The organism is Synechococcus sp. PCC 7335 (genome assembly GCF_000155595.1).
Classification (GTDB): Bacteria; Cyanobacteriota; Cyanobacteriia; order Phormidesmidales; family Phormidesmidaceae; genus Phormidesmis.
In genome coordinates, this window is the sequence record NZ_DS989904.1 from 310,382 (window position 1) to 333,420 (window position 23,039).

Consider the following 23,039-nt stretch of genomic DNA (forward strand, 5'->3'; position numbering starts at 1 on the left):
TATGTCCATTTTCCTAGTATTTCTCGCCCAAGCTCAAACCATATTCAAAGTAGTCGTAAGGTAAGCAGATGTCTGAAAAGTTGAGAATTGCTTTTGTGGTTGGCCAGTTTCCGATGCTGTCTGAAACATTTGTGATGAATCAAGCGACAGGACTATTAGCACGAGGCCACGAAGTTGATATCTACACCGAGCAGCTATGCGATACCAGTAGCGTGCATCCCGATGTCACTCGATATAACCTTTTAGAGCGTACGTACGTTCTGCCTCCTGTGCCAGATAACTATCTGCTGCGATTGGGGAAAGGGGTAGGGCTAGTGGCAAAGCATATCTACCGACACCCAAAACAGACTTTGCAATCACTCAACGTCTTTCGCTACGGAATGCAAGTAGCCTCTCTACGAATGCTCTTTGCGAACGTGCCGCGTTCTAATCCTATCCCTTACGACATTATTCACGCCCAGTTCGGAACGTTGGGCTTTCGGGGGCTGCTATTGCGAGAGCTGAACCGAGGATCGCGCTTGATTGTGATGTTTCGCGGATCTGATATCAGCCAGTGGGTCAAATCTCAAGGCGACCATGTATACGATACGCTCTTTAGCCAGGCAGACTACTTTCTAACAAACTGCGATTTCTTCAGGCAGAAGTTATTGGCACTAGGGTGTCCATCCGATAGGTTGAAAGTCCATTATTCTGGACTAGACTGTAGCAAATTCCAGCCTGTGCTTCGGCGGCTAGATGCGTCTGACAAGATTCGGATTGCAGCAACAGGTCGCTTGGTTGAGAAAAAAGGATTTGAATACTGTATTCGCGCTGTCGCAAAAGTCGCGAAGCAATATCCTCAAATCACCTTTGATATTATGGGCGACGGGCCGCTTCATCAAACACTGGCCAAACTCATCGAATCCTTACAGATGACCGAGGTCATCCACCTTCGGGGCTGGCAAAATGAGGAAGAGATTATTGATACGCTCGCTCGTGCCCATCTATTCGTAGCGCCTAGTGTGACTGCCTCTAATGGCAATCAAGATGCCCCTATCAACGTTCTTAAAGAGGCGATGGCACTGGGGCTACCGGTAGTCAGTACCTATCATGGTGGCATTCCTGAACTAGTAGAAGATGGCGTTTCTGGTCTGCTAGTGCCTGAGCGAGATGCCGATGCGATCGCTCAGGCACTTACGACTCTAATAGAGCACCCAGAACGTTGGCCGGATATGGGAAAGGCAGGTCGAGCCTATGTAGAAGCCCACTACAACTTAAGTGCACTAAACGATCGGTTAGTCACCATTTATCAGCAGCTAAAAGCAGGCCCAGCTGGTGATCAGCCTTCAAATGCTGAGCCCAACGAACAAACTGCTACCCATATTGGACCAGTGTTAGGTTAGTTTCCTCACCGTTCTAGCCTAGATGGCGTTCTCTAGCCTAGACACTTAGGTCTATCCATTCAGCTCAGGTGTGCAGACATAGATGATCTTCAAACATTCCAATACAGTTTCATTCAACCTTTTTCACTCGACCCATGCCCTCACCTCTTTCAAACACACCTGAGTCCGTCTCACTAACATCAAACGCAACAGCCCCATCAGACTCAACATCAGCTCAAGTAACTATCGTGGTCGTTCCTCGCGAACGGTTTAGCTGCACTGAGACCTCCTTGCAAAGCATCTATGACCACACCCAAATTCCCTTTGATCTAGTCTATGTAGATGGCAACTCACCCCCGCCTGTACAGGAGTACCTCGAAGCGCAGGCTCAAGCGCGCCAGTTTGATCTGGTTCGAACCGAGTACTACCTTTTCCCTAACCAGTCTAGAAACATCGGTCTAGCTAGGGTGAAGACGCCCTATCTCGTCTTTGTAGACAACGATGTTATTGTTTCTCCTGGCTGGCTCGCAGCGCTCTTAACCTGCGCGGAAGAAACTGGCGCTGCGGTTGTCGGACCGCTGATGTGTCATAAGGAACCGATCCACAAGGAGATTCACTTTGCCGGCGGAGAGTCCCATGTCTGGGTCGATAAGCTAGGTCGTCGGCGCATCAGAGAGAGAATGCTCAAGCAGGGTCAAAAAGTTGAAGCAGCTTTGCCTACGCTACAACGTACCCCTACCGAGCTAGCTGAGTTTCACTGTGTATTGATTCGCCGCTCAGTCTTTGAGCAACTGGGTGCGCTAGACGAAGGGATGCTTAATACCAAAGAGCATCTCGACTTTTGCATGACCGTTGCTCAGCTAGGAGAAAAGATATACTTCGAACCGGCCGCGATTGTTACCTACGTTGCCGGCCCCCCGATAGAGCGTAGCGACATGACCTACTTTATGCTGCGCTGGAGCGATGAATGGACGCTAAAGAGTTTGAATCACTTCCGCAACAAGTGGAATGTTGTAGAAGATGGCTACTTTACTTCAAAGTACAAGAAGCTGGGATGGCGACGCCGAAACACGATTGTAGGTCCGTTCATTCGCGCTATTACACTAGGCCGAGGCAGCTACATCCTGATGAGGATGTTCGCTGGAGTAGATCATCTTTTCAATCGCTATCTCACTTACCGCCATTCGCGGTTGCAAGCACAGTTTCAGGCTAAGGAGGCCGGGGATGCAGACACTGCTGACTATCATTATTCCCACCTATAATCGTCCTCAGATGGTTGAGCGAGCAGTGCAAAGTGCTTTAGCACAGACGATAGATACTGCGGCAGAAGGGATTGAGGTCTTAGTCGTAGACGACCACTCACCTGCCCCCCTGTCTCTGCTAGAGCATCCTCGCTTGCGGGTTATTCGGCTACCGGAGAACCGTGGCGGTGCGGCGGCTCGCAATGAAGGTGCGCGGCTCGCTTCCGGGAGATATATCACCTATCTAGACGATGACGATCAGCTTTTACCCGGAATGGCAGAAGTCGCTATCAAAGCGCTCCGCGATTCTACCCTACCTCCTCCAGTAGGCGTTTTGTCCGGCATAGAGGTGGTCAACCAGTCAGGGCAGGTCTTGAGAACTCGGCGGCCGCCGATTCTGCCGAAGGGATCGCATTTTTCGCTAGAAAAGATTAGTCCTGACAAATCGTTCCTCACCAAGCAAACTTTGGTAGTTGAGAAAGAAGTTCTACTAGCCATTGGCGGGTTTGACGAAACTTTTCGCTCGCGCGTCCATTCAGAGCTATTCTTGCGCCTCAATCAGGTTTGTTCTCTGGTGGGTTTGCCAACAACTACCTATCGGCTAATGGCTCACGAAGGACCTAGAGTCTCTAGCAATCTAGGTTTACGCCAGGCCAGCTTCAAGCAACTAGTTTCCAAACATCGCGAGCTGTTCGAGGCACACCCCGAGCAGTTTGCTAAGTTCTTGTATGACCATGCTCGAAAGTCTTCTACGCTAGGACAAAGACAGGCTGCTCTAAAAGCATTGGCCTGGGCCTTCAAAGTGCATCCCCTTCACAGCTCCTTGCTTGCTGGTAGAGATATCAAAGCTCGACTAGTGAAGCGGATGGCAGCTTAGTAGATATCGCGTTTTTATAACTACCCTTCTGTGAAATTTATGAGAATGAAGCTACCTGCAATTATCAGAAGAGTACTTGAAGCTAATAGCTTTTGGAGAAAAAACCGACTCATCCTACGGGAGTTTAGGCATTTTCGCTGGATTGCCTTTGGCGCGATCGCGTTTGCCTTTGCCTCTGCTTTTCTTGAAGGGATCACAGTAGGCTTTATCGCCTCGTTCCTGCAGGGATTAACGAACCCTGAGGAACCGCCTATCCAAACGGGGCTAGCCTGGTTTGATACGCTGTTTCTAGCATCAGAAGCCTCAGCATCAGAGCGAATCTATCGACTTTCCGGACTGCTGATGGTGGGTGTATGGCTAAGAGCCGGATTCGACTACCTCAGCCGGGTGTATTCTAAGAAGTCATCACTAAGCTTGGTAGACAATCTGCGCCGCAGAATCTTTGAACAGCTCAAAAGCTTCAATCTAAGCTTTTATACAACTGCTAGTCCGGGCGCTCTCATTAGCACACTTAGAGGAGAGGTTAACCAGGTACAGCAGGCGTTTGATCTGCTCTCTGTTTCCTTCGTCTTTAGCTCCAAGCTATTGGCCTATATGGTAGCGATGCTGCTACTGTCCTGGCAGCTTTTCATAGCATCTGTTCTTTTGTTTGGGCTGTTGGGTGTTAGCTTGACCTCGTTAACATCTAGGGTCAGAGAAGCGAGCTTCGAAGTGCCCAAAGCGAATAAAGCGTTCACATCTCGCGCTTTGTCTTTTGTCAATGGCATTCGCACGGTCCATGCTTGCGGTACCCAAGACTATGAAACTCGACGTTACAACAAAGCAACTCGAAAAATCTATAGCGCTCAGATGGGCGTTATCAAACTCTCAGAGCTAGTACAGCCGATTATTGAAGGTGCAGGTGCAACGCTGTTAGTTGGCATGGTTGTTGTTTCTTATGGATTGCTAATTTCAACTGGCAGATTGACGGCAGCTGAGCTGCTAACGTTTCTGTTTGTGCTGATTCGAACAACGCCAATCTTCTCTGCGTTGAATGGAGCCTTAGTCAGGTTTATGTCTGTTCAAGGCTCTTTAGGCGCTGTCAACGATTTGCTTCGACGTGATGACAAACCGTACTTCCAGGATGGGCACCTGACCTTCACTGGCTTACAGCGTTCAATCGATTTCGAGGCGGTAGATTTCTCCTATCAACCAGAAGAACCTGTACTGCGCGATATTACCCTATCGATCGAACGGGGAAAAACAACAGCGTTGGTTGGGACATCAGGAGCCGGTAAAACAACGCTAGCAGATTTGATTCCTCGATTCTATGATCCTACTCAGGGCCGAATTATGGTGGATGGGGTTGATATTCGATCGCTCAAGATTGATTCTTTTCGGCAGTGTATGGCTATTGTTAGCCAAGATACTTTCATCTTTAATACCACCGTAAGAGAGAACATCGCTTATGGCACTACTGGTGGCGGTGAGGTCAGCGATCAAGACTTGTATGAAGCCGCCAGGATGGCTAACGCATTGGAATTTATTCTCGATCTACCACAAGGCTTTGATACGGTGCTAGGCGATCGCGGCATTCGGCTCTCAGGGGGACAGCGACAGCGAATTGCGATCGCCCGCGCGCTTCTACAAAATCCTGAAGTCCTCATTCTAGATGAGGCAACGAGTGCGCTGGATTCTTTGACTGAGAAATTGATCCAAGATTCGTTAGAACGCTTATCGAAGGGACGTACGGTGATTGCGATCGCCCACCGCCTCTCTACCATTGCTGAAGCTGATAAAGTTGTTGTTCTAGAAAAAGGTCGCATTGTTGAGCAAGGCAGCTATCAAGACTTGCTAGAAACGCGTGGCAAGCTTTGGGAATATCACAAGATGCAGTTTGAGATGAGCAACACATAGAACCCATCGCCACCCTTTCGACTACGCTAGGAAAAACTTTGGTTACTTTGTAGTTTTGGTTGTAGTTTTGGTTACTTTGCAGCTTTGGTCACAACGACTGCTATAGCGATTGCTTACTACCATGACACTGTTTGAACTTTAGCTTGCTACCACACCAGCAGGGTTGCGTCCGTTTGGGTTGATAAGCCGGTAATAAGTCGCCCTGCGTATAAAACCACTGAGCCCCTTCACGCACGAACTGAGATTTTTCATGCAGCTGGCTAAGTTCATCGGGGCTGTTCAAGATTTCTTCTGAGGACTTTTCTAAAGCGTTGGCTTTATTGCTCAAGATAACAGGTAGCTTAACAACTGACTTAGAACGATAGGCAGCAACGAACTCTACACGGCCGGTTTTGTCTTTCCGCTGGCCTTTGTGAGTACCTAGTACAATCAGGTTCACCCACTGAGTCGTTCGAATCGTTTGCCATATAGTGTTGCGATCATCCGTTCGATAGTCAGCATGATGAGTGGCTATTAGGTAGTCAATATTTCCTAGTACAAAGGCTGTATAGCGCGATCGCATCAAAGCTTCAGCCGTCGGAGCAGGCTGTCCTTTGCTTATTCCTGTTAGATACGGTTCACAGCAGTTCGCAAAAGATCGCCTGCTACCGCATGGGCACTGCTTTACTCATCAATCTTTACTCATCGCTCTAGGTGACCTGTCTGCTTTGTGCTAATCCTAAAATCATCGATGCTAAGCTTGCTATGGAACATCTGTTTTCTCTATGTCGCAGTCCGCCGCTACTAAACTAAACCAAGCTGAGGCTTCGAAAGGCATCCCAGAAGTGCTTCCTGGCATCGAGCTAAGTCAGCAGCAGTGGCAGTCACTACAGGCGCTAGAAGCGTTTGTTCACAGCAACGAAAAAATCTATCTACTCACTGGCTACGCTGGCACAGGCAAAACGACCCTTCTACAGGCTTTGATTACCCGGCTACAGCAGCAGCACGACAATCGACCCATCGCTTTAACCGCACTTAGCAACAAGGCTACCAAAGTATTGCAGTCAATGGCCTATCGATGGGGATGCGAAGTAGACTGTATGACCTGCTGTCGGTTGCTAGGATTGAAGCCTGTGATTGATAAAGAGACAGGTGGTCAAAAGTTTGAGCCAGATCACAATCGCAAGAACCTCACCACCGAATACGATCTTGTTGTCGTAGACGAATGTTCCATGATCAATGTAGATATGTGGGACTTGCTGGTTAGCGCTGTATCTAAGTTCACCGATCGCACTCAGCTTTTATTTGTTGGCGATTCTGCGCAGCTACCACCCGTTGGCGAAACGGAGTCTCCTTGCTTTGCTAACGTTTTGCACCGCAGCGATCTCACAGAAGTCATTCGTTATGGGGGTGCGATTGGACTGCTCGCAGAAGACGTGCGAACTAACTTAGAAAGAACAACAATGCCTCGGGCAATCAGCGATCGCAACGCCACTAACACGGAAGGCATTTTTACGATTCCTCCGGCTCAATGGGAAAAGCTCATGCTCCGAGCCTTCAAAAGCAAAGCCTACGAGCGAAACCCCGATCAGGTCCGCGTGCTTGCCTACACCAACAACCGCGTCAACTACCTCAACAACAAAATTCGCGCCGCTATCTATGGTAAGAAGGCCGCTCGATTCATGGCTGGAGAACGCTTGGTTGCTAGAAATGCCTGCATGGGAAGAGACGGCATCTTACTACAGACTTCGGAAGAATGTGAAGTCTTAGCTGCCTACCTGACTCGTTTTGAAGGATGGCTAGTATGGGAACTAGAAGTTGAGACTGATGACCAGCAAGAGCGTCAGCTGAGAGTTCTTCACGAAGATGAACAGCAGCGATTTAAAGAAATTCTCTCTGACTATTCAGAGAAAAAACAATGGATGGCCTTTTGGGACTATAAAGAGCTTTTTCACGATCTTAGCTACGCCTACAGTCTTACAGTTCACAAAAGTCAGGGGTCTACCTTCCAAGATGTCTTTGTAGACGTGCCTAATCTTATGCTTAATCGCAAAGTAATAGAGCGTAACCAACTCTACTACGTCGCCTTTACCCGCGCCGCCAAGAGACTGTTTCTATTGGGATGAGGAAGATTCCTTCATAGATTCAAGCCTCCATATCTTCAAAACTGATACCTAACGGCTGGTCGATAGCCGACCTACTAAACTGTATTTCTCATGCTTTATAGCAATACGCAAAAAAGCTATAGCTACCAAACCGAACGGGCGATCGCCTCTACCGCCTGATCGATCTGCTCAGTACTCACCATCAGATTAGTCACTGCTCGAATCTTTCGCGGCCCAGTGGCCAAAACAGCTACCCCCTCTTTCGCTAACGTCTTGATCACGTCACTAGCGCTAAACTTAGTCAACTCAAAGTTGACAATGTTTGTTTCAACTAGGGCAGGATCAACTGATATACCCTTTATTCCTTTCAACTTCTTCGCTAATCGCTGAGCGTTGTAGTGATCTTCTGCCAAACGCTCGAACTGATGCTGCACAGCGTAGAGCGCACCAGCCGCAATCATCCCAGCTTGTCTCATTCCACCGCCAAACATTTTACGAAATCGCCGCGCAGTCGCTATCTTCTGCGCGCTGCCGACTAGCGCTGATCCAACCGGTGCGCCTAGCCCCTTTGAAAAACATACGCTCACAGTATCGAACGGAGCCGCGTACTCTTGGGGAGAAAGGCCAGTGGCAACACAGGCGTTCCAAAATCTAGCACCATCCATATGCAGCTGTAGGTCGTTTCGTTGACAAACACCGGCAATTTCTTGAATTGTCTCTAAAGGAAAGACCCGGCCACCGCTACGATTGTGCGTATTTTCAACGCAGACCAGTCGAGTCCGAGGAAAGTGAGGATCCACCGGACGCAATGACTTTTCAACGGCTGCCGCTGAGAAAATGCCCCCTTCACCAGACAATAGCCGACAGCTAACGCCAGATAGAGCCGCCGGACCACCCCCTTCGTAGTAGTAGATATGGGCCTCAGCCTCCAAGACAATCTCATCACCAGGTTGAGTATGCGATCGCAGTGCCACCTGATTTGTCATTGTACCCGAAGGCATGTAAACCGCCGCTTTTTTGCCTAATAGCGCAGCAACGTAGGTCTCTAGCTCATTAACAGAAGGATCATCCCCTAGTACATCGTCTCCAACCGGCGCAGCTAGCATCACCTGTCGCATTTCCGGTGTTGGCTGAGTGACTGTATCGCTACGCAAATCGATCATAATTTTGGCAAGCTGCAAAATAAAGACAGGCATAGGACAAAGGCAGCAACAGGCTAGTTGCCCTACCTAACCCTAATCTAATAGGACGAAGATATGGTAACCGTTTGTAGACTAAGATTTCTAGAGTTGCAGACTGCCTAATAGATTAGGTAAGCGGACTTTAGAGAGGTTAGCTGCTCGGCAGCAGAGGCGATCGCATGACAGTTCCAAAGGTTTTTATCGATGGAGAAGCCGGTACAACCGGGCTACAGATCTATCAGCGCCTAGCTGATCGTGAAGATTTGGAGGTAATCAGTATTGATCCAGATAAGCGGAAAGTGGCCAGTGAACGCGCCAAGATGATCAACGCAGCCGATGTGGCAATTTTATGCTTGCCCGATGACGCTGCTCGCGAGGCCGTTAGCTGGGTTACCAACCCCCAGACCAAAATCCTAGATGCTAGCACCGCCCATAGAACGGCTGACGAGTGGGTCTATGGGTTTCCAGAGATGAGCGCAGATCAGCGATCGCACATCGCTACCGCTAACCGAGTGAGCAATCCAGGCTGCTATCCGACCGGATTTTTAGCGCTCATGTCTCCGCTTGTTAGAGGCGGACTGCTGCCAGCGACGTTCCCAGCAACGGTCAATGCGATTTCAGGCTACTCCGGCGGCGGCAAGAAGCTAATCGCCCAGTACGAAGGCTTTCGAGCGGAGGCGCCGGCGGAGGAATCGCGATCGCCCTATAGTCCCTATGGTCTAGGCTTTAGGCACAAGCACGTTAAGGAAATGCAGAAATATGCGAGACTACATCACGTCCCGCTTTTTGTACCTGCTGTGGGTGACTTTGCCCAAGGAATGGTCGTACAGATACCGCTGCCGCTGTGGAGCCTAGAAGATGCGCCTACCGGAAAGCAGCTACATGAGAAACTCAGCAGTCACTATGCCAATGAACCGTTCGTCCCTGTAGCGCCGCTAAATGATCAGGGCCAGCTTCGTGACGGCAGTTTCTTTGAAACCAAAAGCGCCAATCAGACAAACGAAGTGCAGCTCTTCGTCTTTGCCAACGACGAGACCAAAGAAGCCTTGCTAATTGCTCGTCTAGATAACTTAGGCAAAGGCGCCTCAGGCGCAGCGGTACAAAATCTCAACATTATGCTGGGTTTATCCGAGAAGTCTGGTCTTTCTAGCTAGTTGTTGTAGTTGTTCTATTGGCTTAGCTGCAATACAAACTAAGTGCTTCTGGATGGAACGACAAACAATTCTCTTCTAAAGAAACTAGTGGGAAAAAAGGCTTACAGGGTAGTCTTGATCAATATTTGAATACAGGTGGATATTTATTTATGGTACAGGTCAAAATCACAGGCAGCGCAGATGCTCTTAATCCCATAAAATCAAAACTCTCAGACATTATTCATAGCTGTTTGCAAGAGGCTATTGGTACGCCAGAAGAAAAACGATTTCAAAGATTCTATCCTCTCGATGCAGAAAACTTTTACTATCCTAAGAGCTGCTCATCTCGATATACCATTATCGAGATTATCATGTTTGAAGGGCGCTCTGTGGGTGCGAAAAAGCGGTTGACTAGTTTGTTGTTTGAGCGAATTAATCAGAAGCTAGAAATAGCGGTAGAAGATATTGAGATTGCTATATTTGATTTGCCTAAACACAACTGGGGTATCCGCGGGCTTCCAGGTGACGAGCTGGTTCTCAACTATCCCATAAACATATAAACACACAGCTAAATATACACAGTCAAATACACGCAGCTAGATACATACCGCATAAATACATAGCCGAACTTTCGAGTTTAGAGACAGAGACCCAAAGGATTATCATCATGGCCACAAGCACACAGCTCGAACTCTCATTCGACCAGATCTTCTTTTTTGGTGATTCTCTATCTGACAACGGCAATATCTATGAGCTGTCTTCTAGACTGCTACAGATAGGATTACCACCAGATGGCTTTGGCTATAACCAAAAGTTTACCAATGTCGAAACTAACGGCAATGGTGCGGTGTGGACTGAAGAAGTCCCCACTTTATTAGGGCTAGCAACAGAAGATGTGTATAACTTCGCTTTTGGCGGCGCCCGCGTACTAGGAGATGCCACTATCGGAAGTGTGCTTAGACTCGGTGAGGCTGCAGAACGGCTGGTAAGGCCTGATGTCAACTTAGACGACTTCGTTGATAGCACACTGACAGAGGAAGCAAGATCTCTGCTAGCAGGAAGCGAAGTGCTCGATAAGATATTCAATGCGATATCTACTGTCAATAACCTCAATCTAACTGGCCAAGTAACCAATGCGTTAGCCTCCGTACAAGGCCAATTTGAGGAGGGTACAGCAGCTTCCTTTCTAATTGGAGGCAATGATTATACAAACTTGGCCCCTGATCAAGATCCGCAAGCATTTATTACCGATATAATTTCAACCTTTCTTAGCAATGCCGCTCAAGTCGCTGCAGCCGGCGCTGATACATTGATCTACGTCACGCAACCGCTTGTCTCGTCTGCACCTATCGGTAAACAGCTTATATCGGCGCTAACTGAGCAGGGACTATCAGGAACAGAAGCAGCAGAGGTTCTCGGTCAGATCGATCAGCTCGTTAGCGTTCAAAACCAGCAAGTAGCAGCAGGCTTTCAGGCATTAGGACAGCAGTTTGGCGCTAAGGTCGTGGTCGTTGATTTGGCTCAACTTGCAGAGGAGATACAAGCTGATCTCTCTGGGTTTGGATTCAAGTTTGGTGGGAGTCGCCTTCTCTCTGGTGGGACAAACCTCTCCAGTTTTCTAGATTTCAACAACAATGGCATACCGGATGTTGGAGTCGATCCTGACACTAGTGAGATCATTGACCTACCTTTGCCCTTCGTTTCTACCGATATCAATGGTGATGGAAAAAACGACATCTTTGTAGTCGCTGATGCGGAGTCACTGGAATTTGATCTTGACGAGATCATGTTTTTTGATACGGTTCATCCTTCTGCGGCTACTCACGATCTAATTGCGAACTTCTACATAGCTTCTCTAGCTCAAGGCGTTGATTTTCTGACGACGGCGGCAGATGAGCTTTTGGGTACTCAGCGTGGTGACCTTGTCTTTGCAAAAGCTGGAGATGACGCAGTAGAAGGCAAGCAGGCTAATGATGTCATTTTTGGCGGGTCGGGTGAGGATATTCTTTGGGGGAGTAGAGGCAACGATATTGTTATTGGTGGTGGCAGCAATGACTGGGTTATCGGAAACTCAGGAGCCGATATCGTTGCTGGTTCAGATGGCGACGATAGGCTACGCGGACGAAGGGGAAGCGATATTTTAATCGGTGGCGAGGGCAGTGATGATATGAGGGGCGGATCGGGTAACGATCTGTTTATTCAAGCGGTCGATAGGGAGGCGATCGCCTACGATATCGTTCGTGGAGGCCTAGGCTATGACACTCTATTTATTGAAGTCGAAAATACTGAGTTTGAGGCGGCTGAGTCTAGCATTGAGCGCTTTCGCGCTGGCCAGCCGCTTGAGTTTTCTATCGGCAATAGTGAGATTGAGCTGCGCAGCATTGAGCGAGTTATACTCGGTAACAGCGACAATCAAACTCAGTTTGATCAAGCCTACTCGCAGGCATTTGACGAACTAGGTGCTGGAGCGATCGCGTTAGTAGACGCAGCTGTGCGTTGGAACCAGCTAGACCCTATAGCCTAGATCGTATGGCATAGATCACCTAAACCTACACCTGATAAAGAAAATTTTCTTGAGCTCTAGAAAAAGTCGGATAAGTGCCAGTAAACCATGAGTTAGTAGGCGAAGACACGCTCAATAGTAAACAAGTTGAAAGCTCGAAGATCATCTAGAAGTCCATCAATGAACGACGCTAAATGACTGTAAGTAGCAAGACCGCTAGAAAGCTCCTCTATGACTTTATGTTTGAAAGTAAGGATGCTAAGCAATGGGTAGAAGACGTATGGGGCTTGAGTCCATTTCTAGGCCAGGGTGCGGCGAACGCCGCTGAAGTCCTCGGCGCCCTTATAGAGGTCTGCTCAGAACAACAGCTCAACGAGATTATCTCCAGCTTATATGCGGCTCATCAAGCGACTATTCATGAACTAGCAACTGCTAGCGAGTGGCGTGTGCCTATTGATCCTAAACAATCAGTCGATCCACCAGCTGATACCGAAAAGAAACCGTAAGGATTCTAGAGAATCAGCGACTAGTCACTATTTCAGTGTACGCACAGTCAACACCTGAGGCGGTGTCGCATCCGGCGGATATAAAAACTGAACATTAATATCTCTCTGTTCCCTTGGCGCTATCGTTACTGTAACGAGTGGCTGTCCTTGCTGTCCTCGATTCTGTTCTAGATACGTGAAAGCAGCTCGAGATCTGCCATTGTCTTCCTTATAAATAAACAGCACTGTGCCTCGAAAAAAGACTCGACCTTTGGGTCTTTCGTAAAACTGAAGGGCGTCGCTAAGACCATCGTTTTGGATAGGTGTTTGTACAGAGAGAGCCACTGTTCTAGGACTCTCTGTGTGGTTGTATAGCGGCAAGGTCAGGTTGTATTCGACCCCATAGTTGCCGTTAGCCCGGTACGCAGTATCTCGATAGCGAGCTCGAATGGGTGCACTCTGAATCTGGCCAGTACCAAAGGTATTACGCTCTAGGGTACTAATGCCGTAGGAAAACTGTTCTCCTTGATCGGGAATAGCCAGCTGATCTTGGTTTCGATCAGTTAAGGTCGCCCGCCATTGAGACCCCTGGGAGATGCCTGAAACACGACCATAGCGGAAGGGGTCTTCACGACTGCCTGGCCTGCTAGGAGATAAGTCACGCGGCTCCAATAGCTGACTATGAAAAAGCAAATGCTTCCATTCATCTAGGCTTGGGACCTGCTCGTTTCCATTGACTTGCGGAGCGTGCATAGCTAGGCTTGCAACATAGACTGGACCGCTGCTGTGTACCCGAATTAGCGTAGAACGTCCGTTGAGCCTAGAGCCTTCGCCAGAGCTAACATTTCTAGGCGGTGGGGTGATCGTGCTACCGGATGGATGCGTTCCGTCTGTAGGCACATTCAGGCGGCGAAGGGGAATGGGCGCATTGAGTAAAAGATGGGTAGTGCGAGGCGCGATGGTAACTTGATCGGGAAGCGCTCTGTGTCGGCGATCGCGTAGGACATCATTAACGACTCGACTCCCTGGACCAGAGAAGTTATTGCTATATAGGTTAGAAGTGCCAGAAGCAATCTCATTCCAAGGAGATTCTTGGCTGAGGTAGGAAGCGCCTTCTCGAATAGAAAGTGTAATTGCCTGGTCCTCTGGATTGTGAACGAGGATTCCATGGTATACAGTGCGATCATCTCGGTCATCTTGCCCCTTGGCAACATGATGCGAAAAGATATCAAAGCGGCCGCTCAATGGATAATTGAGATGAGCCGAGGGTGCACGCTTGCCACTGGGGGGAAAGGTAGAAAGTAGAATTCCGTCAGATTCAATAATTTCAGGACTATTACTATTGAAAACAGGTACCGTATCCAATCCACCTGGTAGCGGTCGCACCTCTTGTGGCACTGTGATTACGCTACTTTCTCGTGCAATTTGGCTTTGCGTCACTTGGCCTTGTGCAACCTGGCTCTGTACAACCTGATGAGTTTGTGCAGCAGAGAAGAAGTTTGCTTGAGGAAGATTTTGGAGATGATTTCCTATGAAAAGGAAAGAAACAAGAGAGAAAATCAAATCTGTATTACCTATTTCTGACTAATTTTGTCTGACTAACTTTGCCTGACTGGCCGAGAGCTAGGGACGCTATAGCGCGAGCTGTAGAATACAGAAGATATCACCCGTTTGTTCCCATGAGCAACTAGGGCATGAGTAACAGACAGAGAATAAAGCAGCCTTCCCCTTACTGACAGGCAATTGTGGCAACGACACTTAGGCGATCTCACACTCAGGCGATCTCTGAGTCTGATCCACTTTAGGCTTGACTTAGATAGTACTCTATACGTTCTTCTATCTGACTGATTGGGATGTTTTGCGTCCAGTACTCCGTTAGCGCATGGCCGAAGGCCCAGGCTCGTTGACTGGCGGCATGCTGTTCGCCGCTTTTAATCAAGATGGGCCACAGCGCTAACAAGTCGAAATTTTTAGCTTCTGGGCTATCGGCTGCAAGCAAGGAGAATAGCTCATAGGCCATCTGCAACTTACCTAGAACAATCGGACCTTCTTCTACCGGAATTTTTTCGATTAGCAGTGCGCCCAGGGCAGGCGTACCGGTTGTCATCGTGGCAATAAACTGAAGGACTGGACTTTTCAGCAGCCTAGCGAGCCCTTCGGTGGTAGACATTTGAAAGGTGATGCGATCAATGATTTTGGCAGCAGCTTGGGAGCGAGCATCTTGACTACGCAAGAACCTAGCTAGACGTAGCTGCTTTGCAGGTGCGATCGCCTCGATTAGCGCCAGCGAAAGCGCCTCATCTCCCCAAGCGTCGCGTTCTCTTACTATGTCGCTAGTGACTAAGGGCAATACCTGCTGACAGTAGTCTGCTAGCTTTTCAGCTCGGTAGTTTACAGCAGAGCGAATGGCCTTTTCTTTGGGCCACGAGCCGCTCTGCCAGTAGTAGGGTGGACTCCACTCCCGCACAGGGCGCAGTCTGTCTACTTGGGTAACGATGGCAATTACGGGGAGACCCGTTACCTCAGCTCGCACCTCAGCTAAAAAATCAGCATCCATTTGTAGAGCAGGATCTAGGGCAGGGGTGACTAATAACAGTACATCCGCTTTGTTCGCATAGTCTATGACCTGTTCACGCAAGTCTTCTCTAGCCACCTGCTCATACCCTGGGGTATCCCATAGCGTTATTGCCTCCGCTGGCTCTGTTGCTGGCTGTGTAGTTAGCTTGGATGTAAGGCCAGGCATCCTATCAGATAACCAACGATAGCTCTGAATTTTGTCTGTACTAGGTAATACATCGACGGCTGCTCGCTCGGATTGAAAGAGCGTATTAATCACGCTGCTTTTACCAGCCCCAGTCCGCCCCACTAGCAAAATGCTGACTGGCTTTTGAGCAACGGCTTCGGTTGGCTCTGCTTTCTCTATAATCTCTCTTAAGGTTTCTGCCTTGGCCTGAGGTAACGCTGCGGGAGCTTCGGCCAAAACCGTATCAAGCTTAGTACCACCTTCACCGCCATAAAGTGTAATTGCCTGCTGCGCTAGATTTCTCAATACCGTTTCTCTTAGCATCGTGCTTAGGTTAAGCACGATTTGCTGATTGGCCTGGCTCATGTTCTTCGCACTGACCTGACGGGCGATCGCCGCAGCTGGGTTTAGGGCCCACTGCGCCCAGTTAAACGCCTTCACCAGCTTTCTAGCCGAAGGTTCTAGGCGGCGATACAGCTCTACCCCTTCTACCATCTGGCCAATCGAAACCTGACCTAACACGGGTGATAGCTTCTGCATCATCCGATCGGTATCATCCACCGTGCCCCGAATTAAGCCATAGGCTTCAGGTACATAGATAGATAGTAAAGGCCGCTTGACCTCAGGGTGATAGGTCTTTGCGATTACCGTTACTAGCGCTAAACAATGCTGCCAAAATAGCTGCCAGTCTTCCCAAACCGGCGGGTCATCCTTCGCGGTTTGCAAGATATCAGCTAGGGCCGCTTCAATTTTGACAATAGGATCATCATCTAACTGAGCTTCGCTACGAGCTAGACTAGCAGCGGCCTCGGCATTAGCCTCTTCTAGCTCAGCGTTCATTTCTGAGACAATCGCTTCTGCCTGTGCGATCGCGGGCTTTGTCCACCGGACAACTAACCAGCGCCAGCCCAACAGCACAAATATGAATACCGCCCAGATCCAATTCAAATGCCAGGCTCTGATCTGCTGTCCCGCTGCCACTAACAGAAATGTCGCAATAACGACAATCGGCGCCACTAAAACAGCCACCTGCCAAGATTTGAGTCGCATCAGCATCAGCATCACCTTTAAGCGCATACGCTAAGTCAGGCTAACGCCAAACTCAACGCTTGCATAAAGTCTAATACCTATAGCAGCGTCAAAACCAAAATCGAAAGTTGACTCTGCAATAGCATCTAAGTAACAGGGCTGATCAATCAAAGGCAGTATGCAATAGGCCAGCCGTTGAGCCCAGTTCAGACTACTAGGGTCAACGCATACCACTACTTTAGACTTCACCTTTGAACGTCACAGTTTGAAGCTAGAAGGCACAGAAAACTGTAAAGCTCAAAGACTATAAAGCCTGTAGACTATTGAGCCCGCTCAGAATCAGTTTTGCTCATGCTAAATAGAGATAACGGAAAGTCTGCTTCTTGCAAGTCAACTAAGCTAATCTCACTCAAATCAATTTCTGCACTGGCAGGCGGAGTGTGCTCTACTTCTTGAAGACCGTAAAGGAAAGCAGCTAGCAGCACTATAAAAGCAGTGCGAGGCAAGATAGGTTGTGATTTCTTTGAAGGAGAACGATAAGACACCAAGCCAAAAGTTAGATTAGGTTAGACAGTGGAAAACATTCAGACATCTATGCCTTGTTCTTGGAAACAGAAGTAAACAAGATGCCGACTCCAGCGCTGAATATCAACGCTAAACATGCACCAAAGCAACACTAATAGCAGGCAAAAAACCTATACAGGCAAGACGATCTAAAAGCAAAAATGCAGGCGAATTCAGCGCACTTAGCTAACAACTCAGCTAACAGAGTTAATTTACTGTAGCTTCTTTGCTATGGAGCGGATATTACAACGCTTTCTCTTGTCACTAAATTGTATCAGTAAGCCTAGCCATTCGTAAACCTTCGAAGCACAATTTCATTAGGCTTTTACATAGTAATTACTTAACAAAAATATGATCTCAACGCATCAATATCTCTTTCAAAAGAGCGATTAAACGACCCTTTAAAGCAGCTCAACTACCGGATCGAACCGATATAGTTACTGATAGCATTTTCTTTTAGACTCTAAACAGGAACTAGATAGCTTTCATGATTCAGTCAAAATCAGGTGACACCGTTAAAGTTCACTACACTGGTACTCTCAACAATGGTCAGGTGTTTGACTCTTCTAAAAATCGTGACCCCCTAGAATTTACGTTAGGTACTGGCATGGTGATCGCAGGCTTTGACGCAGCGGTAACCGGTTTGTCACCGGGTGAATCTATCACCACTACAATTCCAGTGGACAGAGCCTACGGTCCCTATCAAAAAGGGATGGTCGCAGAGATTGATCGCGCAAATATTCCAGCCGACTTTGAGCTAGAAGTGGGCCAGCGACTAGAAATGCAGGTACCCGGAGGCGAGGCGATGGCCGTTACGATTACGGATATTCAAGGTGATACGGTAACCCTTGATGGCAACCATCCGCTGGCTGGTCAAGATCTGACCTTTGAATTAGAACTCGTCGAGATTATATAGAGGAGATAGCGATGACAACTTATCTAGTCACAGGGGCAAATCGTGGAATTGGCTATGAGTATTGTAAGCAGCTAGCAGCGCGGGGAGAGGAGGTGATTGCAGTATGCCGTCAGCCTTCGTCAGCGCTATCGGATCTTGATGTCGAGATCGTTAGAAACATCGACGTCGCTGACCAGCAGGCAATCGAAACGTTGAAGAAGGCATTAGGTAACAGACCCATCGATGTGCTGATTAACAATGCAGGAATCTATCGTCAATCAAATTTAGACTCGCTGAACATCGATGGGATCAAAGAGCAGTTTGAAGTAAATGCGATCGCGCCGCTAGTGCTGACCCAAGCGCTTTTACCCAATCTCACAGCTAGTGTTGATAGTAAAGGCGGTGCTAAGGTCGCTATCATGACTAGCCGTATGGGCTCAATCGAAGACAACACCTCTGGCGGTACCTACGGCTATCGCATGTCCAAAACCGCCGTTTCTATGGCTGGCAAATCGCTTTCCCACGATCTTAAGTCGAAGGGAATCGCAGTGGCTATCTTGCATCCGGGGCTAGTTAGCACCGATATGACTAACTTCAATAGCAACGGCATCTCTCCAGAGGAGTCTGTGAAGGGACTGCTCAAGATTATTGATTCGCTAACGCTGGAAAAAACAGGTACCTTTTGGCATTCCAACGGTCAAGTCTTACCCTGGTAAGTCACTTGTCTGGCTTCTTCCTATCCCAACTTTTCTATCCCAACTTTCCTATCCCAACTTTCCTATCCCAACTTACAGATCGCTTCACCCCCTAGCTCAATCCAGCCATGGATCAAGCCAGAAGTAGATTGAGCCGCCGCGCACTTACCGTGACGATCTACCACGATTACGCCGCCTTCCCCATTCACCTTTCTTACTAGGTACGCTATGCCTGCTTTTGCGGCCGCGATCGCATCTAGGTCCTTGAACTGCACGTAGTCAGAGACTGTCTTCGCAAACACCGTTCGTAAAAACTGTTCGCCATACCCCGTCGCTGATACTGCGCAGGTTTCATTATCAGCGAACACACCTGCGCCTACGACGGGCGTATCTCCTACCCGGCCCCAGCGCTTATTGACGAGTCCACCTGTGGAGGTTGCTGCTGCCAAGTTTCCCTGGCTATCCATACAGGCAGCACCCACCGTCCCTAATTTCTGAGCAAGCTTTTGAGCAGGCTTTACTTTCTCGTGATCAAGCATCATTCGCCCAGCGGCCTGCGCCTCTTTTAGCTGCTTGATACGAGCCTCCGTAATGAAATACGCATCGTCGCAAAGTTCAGCCTGACAGAATTTGGCAAATTCTAAAGCCCCTGCGCCTGCTAGCATCACATGATCGCCCTGGTCAAGCACTTGCCTAGCTAGTGAGATTGGATTTTTGATTTGTTTTACGCAAGTCACCGCACCCGCTTTCAAATCTTCTCCATTCATTAGCGCCGCGTCCATTTCCACTTCTCCGTTCTCATTGAGAACGGAGCCCCTGCCAGCGTTATAAAGTGGCTCATTCTCTAGTAGATTGACGCAGTATTCAACCACATCTAGCGCCGCAGCCCCCGATTCCAACCACTGGCGTCCGGCTGCCAAAATCTCCAAAATACTTTCTTTAAACTCGGATTCACTGGCCTCGTATTTTAGATCTTCTAGGGCCCCGGCCCCACCATGAATAATTAGAGAGTAAGACTGTGTGGCCATAGTGCGCTTCTAAAAGTGATTTGTCTAGTCTATAGTCTCACCTGGTGACAGCTCTTCTAGGATCGTAAAGCGAACGTGGTTGATCGCCAGATCGCCAATAGACAGATCCTCTGGTTTATTTGCTGCCTTCATCTTTTCAAAGGAGATTCCCTTCCCAATCTCAGTGTGAAACCAGGAGAGACCCATAAAAAACCGCGTTGGATAGGGTCCACGTTCAATCACATCATCCACGTTGGATTCCATCGGGAGCCAGCCGAGGCTAGGAACATAAAACTCTAGCCACACATGGTTAAAGTCTGGCTCTAAGGGTAGGTTCTTTTGTTCGGGTTTAGCCGGACATTTGTATCGGCCAATCGTCCGACAGGCAATTCCATTTAACCGAGCTAGTGCTAGCAGCACGCCAACATACTCACCGCAAGATCCAACCCCTCTGGCAAGTGCCACGTCCGGCGTGTCAATCTTTGGTTGGATACCATAGGAGAGCTGGTCATACACGTAGTTGCGAATCTTCAGCATCTTTCGCAAAACATTCGACTCAGTGCCGCTAGCTTCTTCCGCAGCGGCTTTGATGATATCGGAGTCCATCGCTAGATCGTCATCATCGACCAGATATTTCTGCTGGAGGTCGGCGGTCAAAGGGGCCGCTTCTTCAACTTCACCGGGCGATAGGAAATACTTCAGACTATACATTTCAACCGTAGCTTTCCATCCAATCAGTCCAGCTTGATTAGGCTCTAAAGTATCAAACTTAAAGACGGCAACTCGCTGACCTTGCTGAATTTCTTCTGTAAATGGATGACCGATGGCTTCTACTTTGCGCACTTTCTGGCGCAGCGTATCAGAGGGCAAAGCGATTCGCCATTCCACAGCTTCTAGCTTGATAGCTTCTAAAGGCAGAAATTCTTCAACATAAGAGATCTCAACTAGGTAGCCGGTCGACAGACTGTAGGATTCACCTTCGGGTTGGTGAATGTGTAACGGATGTATAAAGGTGCGATCGCGAAACGTCAGCTGAAAGGGCGATTCTGCATTGGGATCGTCGCGGATATAGGGCTCTTCGTCCGCATAGGCAACGTAGCAAATAGGAACGCCATCTTCAAGATCTAAGAATGTGATACCTGTGGGTGAAGCAAATGGAGTCAGCGCACTTAGCTGGGTAGCACCTGTCTCTTTGTGCAGACAGTAGACGGTTTGTTCAGCGCGATCACATACCCAAAGACCCGACTCAGTCGCCGAAATATTTTCAGATCCGACGCCTGGCTGTACCAACTTAGTCAAAGGCCGTCCGGTGGTTCTATCGAATACATGGATATATCCAGACTTCTGGCAGGTGGCATACACTCTGTCTTGCCAAACGGCTACACCACCAACCGCATAGGGTAGCCGCGCAAATGCTTTAGGAATTAACGTTTCTTTTGAGCAGCTAAAAACCGTTTGGTCTTTGGCATACCACAAGGTGTTCTCCCAAATAGCTAACCCACTCACGCCTAGCCACTCTACAGTCTGCTCAGGATTTAGAACAACTGTATTATCTGTTAACGGATCGATCTCAACTAAATATCCCCGCACCGCATCGACTGCTAGTAGACGCTGCTGACTTGCTGCTAAGCCTGATAAAAAATACACCCCAATGGGTCGAACTGTTGAATGCTGTATGGGTCGCACTAAAGACACCTATCCGAAATTAAGACACGCTCTAGAATTTAGACTAACCGAACCTGCCTTAGCGCACCAAAAGGTACTACTTTAAAGTACATAAACCGCGCAGCTCAGGAAAATTGCTAAGTCCTATGAAAATAGTTTATGACTCAGATAAGGACATACTACAACTTTCTTTTAATCAGGCAATGGTTGAAGAAACTACGCAAATAGCTCCTGGACTGATCGCAGACTACGACGAAGATGGAAAGATCATTGGTTTAGAACTTAGGAAAGCCTCAATCCGTGTAGACAATCCTTACGAGCTTACCTATCTAATAGGTGAGTCCAATGCTAGCAAACCGTTTGCCAAAGTCAGTGAATAATCGCACCCGCTTAGCATTAGTCTTTTGATATTAGTCTCTTAGTAAGTCCGCTTAGTAAATAGCGCAGTTGAGACACAAACCCAAACAGAAAACTTTTCTATAATTTGAGGTACCTAAGCTCTCCTATCCAGGATCTCTCAATGTTCGTGCCCGACTTAATTGACACCCTACTCGGTCAATAAAGGTAGTGAAAGTATTCGAAGTGTTCAAACGCTAGAAGACATAGCGCTGACAGCCTTAGCGCTAGCAGATATAGGTATAGTTACAAGAATTGCAACCTCAGAAGCCCTGCAGGATAACCATCGATAAACTCGCTATCTTCTCAACTCTTACTGACTTAGAAAGGCGATAGGGCAAAAGGACAATAGAGCAGTAAAGCGATAGAGCTAGAAATTAGATTCAAGCGTAAGCGCGTGTAATCTATGGATAAGGCACTAGGCTCTAATCATTCTGCCAAGACTCGTGACCAATAAGATCGCACACGTAGTCGCGCAACAGATACTCATTGTCCTCTAAAACTTCTTCAACCAAGTGCCAATCCCTATCTCCAAAAAATCTAGCAAGGGAGTAGAGCTGAGCAGTTCTGCCAATCGAGCCCCTATCTACCAAGGCTCTAACTTCGTCTTGGATCGAATGGATAGAATGTGGACGACACGTTTGCAGCATGGTGGATGTCCTCTAGAAATGGTTCACGACAAATGAAAATGCCCTACAGTCTAATCCGAGAGCTGGTTGCTTCTAAACGCTTGCTTCTAAATGCTTACTTCTGAATTAGTCTGCTTTCAAAACACGTCGTTTTCTAACGCTGGTTGAAATAGTCAGCCTCACTATTTAAGGAAAGCAGTGAAAACTACAGACTTCAAAGCTACTATCTTGTGCTCTCAAATCACGCTATCCTTTTGATTTTATTTCGAATCAACAAACTTCAGCGGAAAGCCTGAGACCTGAATTAATACTGTCTGATTTGTTACTGCTAGATTCGCTACTATCTAATTCGCTCAAGCTTCAATTAACAACTGTATTTATCTGACTGTATTTATCTTTAGCCGATAATGAACATATCGTTAGATGAGAAATCTCGTAATGAGAGCATGAATCTTGTATCTCTCACAGTAATTTTATATAGGACTGACAAAAATCATCTTTGTTGAGCAACGTTCCTGTATTGTACAGCACACTTTTGCGAGAGAAGCAGACGTTGGTTAGGATTTCATAACATTACGTCCTAGCGTAGAAACTAGTGATCACTGTGATAGTAGCGCTGATATGATCTAGGTATGATAGGGTGGCCTTCTTGAGC

Annotated in this window: 20 protein-coding genes and 1 pseudogene; 12 read left to right on the forward strand and 9 right to left on the reverse strand. The window is 48.0% G+C overall.

Going from position 1 to position 23,039, the window contains the following annotated elements:
• Window positions 1–68: 68 nt before the first annotated feature.
• From S7335_RS01310 to hepA, 4 genes are all read left to right on the forward strand, one after another.
• Window positions 69–1,382: a glycosyltransferase gene (locus S7335_RS01310; protein ID WP_006457176.1), complete on the forward strand. Its 1,314-nt coding sequence runs from the start codon at window positions 69–71 to the stop codon at window positions 1,380–1,382.
• 134 nt (window positions 1,383–1,516) lie between these two features.
• Entirely contained in the window at window positions 1,517–2,623 is a 1,107-nt protein-coding gene (locus tag S7335_RS01315) for a glycosyltransferase family 2 protein (RefSeq protein WP_083785025.1), read from the forward strand.
• Window positions 2,586–3,479, forward strand: coding sequence for a glycosyltransferase family 2 protein (locus tag S7335_RS01320; RefSeq protein ID WP_006455055.1), 894 nt, complete (start codon window positions 2,586–2,588; stop codon window positions 3,477–3,479). The genes S7335_RS01315 and S7335_RS01320 overlap by 38 nt, the downstream gene beginning before the upstream one ends.
• A gap of 39 nt (window positions 3,480–3,518) precedes the next feature.
• Window positions 3,519–5,375 carry a heterocyst formation ABC transporter subunit HepA gene (hepA, locus tag S7335_RS01325; RefSeq protein WP_006453577.1) on the forward strand — a complete coding sequence of 619 codons (1,857 nt, stop codon included), beginning with the start codon at window positions 3,519–3,521 and terminating at the stop codon, window positions 5,373–5,375.
• A 100-nt stretch (window positions 5,376–5,475) separates the two neighbouring features.
• On the opposite strand, the gene S7335_RS29135 is transcribed toward hepA, so the two are convergent.
• Window positions 5,476–5,610, reverse strand: coding sequence for an SEC-C metal-binding domain-containing protein (locus S7335_RS29135; protein ID WP_255346468.1), 135 nt, complete (start codon window positions 5,608–5,610; stop codon window positions 5,476–5,478).
• A pseudogene (locus S7335_RS29140) lies at window positions 5,587–6,036 on the reverse strand (YchJ family protein); the annotation flags it as partial. The gene S7335_RS29135 and the pseudogene S7335_RS29140, both read right to left, overlap by 24 nt.
• Before the next feature lie 103 nt (window positions 6,037–6,139).
• Between S7335_RS29140 and S7335_RS01335 the strand changes: the two are divergent.
• Window positions 6,140–7,480, forward strand: a complete 1,341-nt coding sequence (locus S7335_RS01335; protein ID WP_006453454.1) for an ATP-dependent RecD-like DNA helicase — start codon at window positions 6,140–6,142, stop codon at window positions 7,478–7,480.
• A 122-nt stretch (window positions 7,481–7,602) separates the two neighbouring features.
• Here S7335_RS01335 and S7335_RS01340 read toward each other — a convergent pair whose 3' ends face one another.
• A complete protein-coding gene (locus S7335_RS01340; RefSeq protein ID WP_006455523.1) occupies window positions 7,603–8,655 on the reverse strand; it encodes a low specificity L-threonine aldolase in 1,053 nt (350 codons plus the stop codon).
• A 164-nt stretch (window positions 8,656–8,819) separates the two neighbouring features.
• Here S7335_RS01340 and argC point away from each other — a divergent pair, with 164 nt between their 5' ends.
• From argC to S7335_RS28325, 4 genes are all read left to right on the forward strand, one after another.
• Complete coding sequence (gene argC, locus S7335_RS01345) at window positions 8,820–9,794, forward strand: N-acetyl-gamma-glutamyl-phosphate reductase (RefSeq protein ID WP_006454642.1); 975 nt, start codon at window positions 8,820–8,822, stop codon at window positions 9,792–9,794.
• Window positions 9,795–9,943: 149 nt separating this feature from the next.
• Entirely contained in the window at window positions 9,944–10,333 is a 390-nt protein-coding gene (locus S7335_RS01350) for a tautomerase family protein (RefSeq protein ID WP_006457644.1), read from the forward strand.
• Between the two features lie 107 nt (window positions 10,334–10,440).
• The gene (locus tag S7335_RS25605) at window positions 10,441–12,297 is read left to right on the forward strand and encodes an SGNH/GDSL hydrolase family protein (protein ID WP_006455959.1); all 1,857 of its coding nucleotides are present in this window, start codon (window positions 10,441–10,443) and stop codon (window positions 12,295–12,297) included.
• Between the two features lie 173 nt (window positions 12,298–12,470).
• Window positions 12,471–12,782 (forward strand): hypothetical protein, encoded by a 312-nt coding sequence (locus tag S7335_RS28325; protein ID WP_006456365.1) that lies wholly within the window; start codon window positions 12,471–12,473, stop codon window positions 12,780–12,782.
• 27 nt (window positions 12,783–12,809) lie between these two features.
• Here S7335_RS28325 and S7335_RS01365 read toward each other — a convergent pair whose 3' ends face one another.
• The 3 genes from S7335_RS01365 to S7335_RS27615 all read right to left on the reverse strand — a co-directional run bounded on the left by S7335_RS01365 (window position 12,810) and on the right by S7335_RS27615 (window position 17,078).
• A complete protein-coding gene (locus S7335_RS01365) occupies window positions 12,810–14,159 on the reverse strand; it encodes a DUF3370 domain-containing protein (protein WP_227499932.1) in 1,350 nt (449 codons plus the stop codon).
• Between the two features lie 403 nt (window positions 14,160–14,562).
• Window positions 14,563–16,581: a GTPase family protein gene (locus tag S7335_RS01370; protein ID WP_227499933.1), complete on the reverse strand. Its 2,019-nt coding sequence runs from the start codon at window positions 16,579–16,581 to the stop codon at window positions 14,563–14,565.
• 272 nt (window positions 16,582–16,853) lie between these two features.
• Window positions 16,854–17,078, reverse strand: coding sequence for a hypothetical protein (locus S7335_RS27615; RefSeq protein WP_157620041.1), 225 nt, complete (start codon window positions 17,076–17,078; stop codon window positions 16,854–16,856).
• 506 nt (window positions 17,079–17,584) lie between these two features.
• Between S7335_RS27615 and S7335_RS01380 the strand changes: the two genes are divergently transcribed.
• Window positions 17,585–18,013 carry a peptidylprolyl isomerase gene (locus S7335_RS01380; RefSeq protein WP_006454762.1) on the forward strand — a complete coding sequence of 143 codons (429 nt, stop codon included), beginning with the start codon at window positions 17,585–17,587 and terminating at the stop codon, window positions 18,011–18,013.
• Between the two features lie 11 nt (window positions 18,014–18,024).
• On the forward strand, window positions 18,025–18,708 hold the full coding sequence (locus S7335_RS01385) for an SDR family oxidoreductase (RefSeq protein ID WP_006454984.1): 684 nt from the start codon (window positions 18,025–18,027) through the stop codon (window positions 18,706–18,708).
• A 62-nt stretch (window positions 18,709–18,770) separates the two neighbouring features.
• On the opposite strand, the gene S7335_RS01390 is transcribed toward S7335_RS01385, so the two are convergent.
• Both S7335_RS01390 and S7335_RS01395 read right to left on the reverse strand, forming a co-directional pair.
• Complete coding sequence (locus tag S7335_RS01390) at window positions 18,771–19,715, reverse strand: isoaspartyl peptidase/L-asparaginase family protein (RefSeq protein WP_006457273.1); 945 nt, start codon at window positions 19,713–19,715, stop codon at window positions 18,771–18,773.
• A gap of 24 nt (window positions 19,716–19,739) precedes the next feature.
• A complete protein-coding gene (locus tag S7335_RS01395; RefSeq protein WP_038015386.1) occupies window positions 19,740–21,389 on the reverse strand; it encodes a transglutaminase-like domain-containing protein in 1,650 nt (549 codons plus the stop codon).
• A gap of 116 nt (window positions 21,390–21,505) precedes the next feature.
• Here S7335_RS01395 and S7335_RS01400 point away from each other — a divergent pair, with 116 nt between their 5' ends.
• Window positions 21,506–21,739: a DUF2283 domain-containing protein gene (locus tag S7335_RS01400; protein WP_006456686.1), complete on the forward strand. Its 234-nt coding sequence runs from the start codon at window positions 21,506–21,508 to the stop codon at window positions 21,737–21,739.
• A gap of 441 nt (window positions 21,740–22,180) precedes the next feature.
• Here the strand turns inward: S7335_RS01400 and S7335_RS01405 are convergent, their stop codons facing one another.
• Window positions 22,181–22,405, reverse strand: a complete 225-nt coding sequence (locus S7335_RS01405; protein ID WP_006456338.1) for a DUF4327 family protein — start codon at window positions 22,403–22,405, stop codon at window positions 22,181–22,183.
• Window positions 22,406–23,039: the final 634 nt, after the last annotated feature.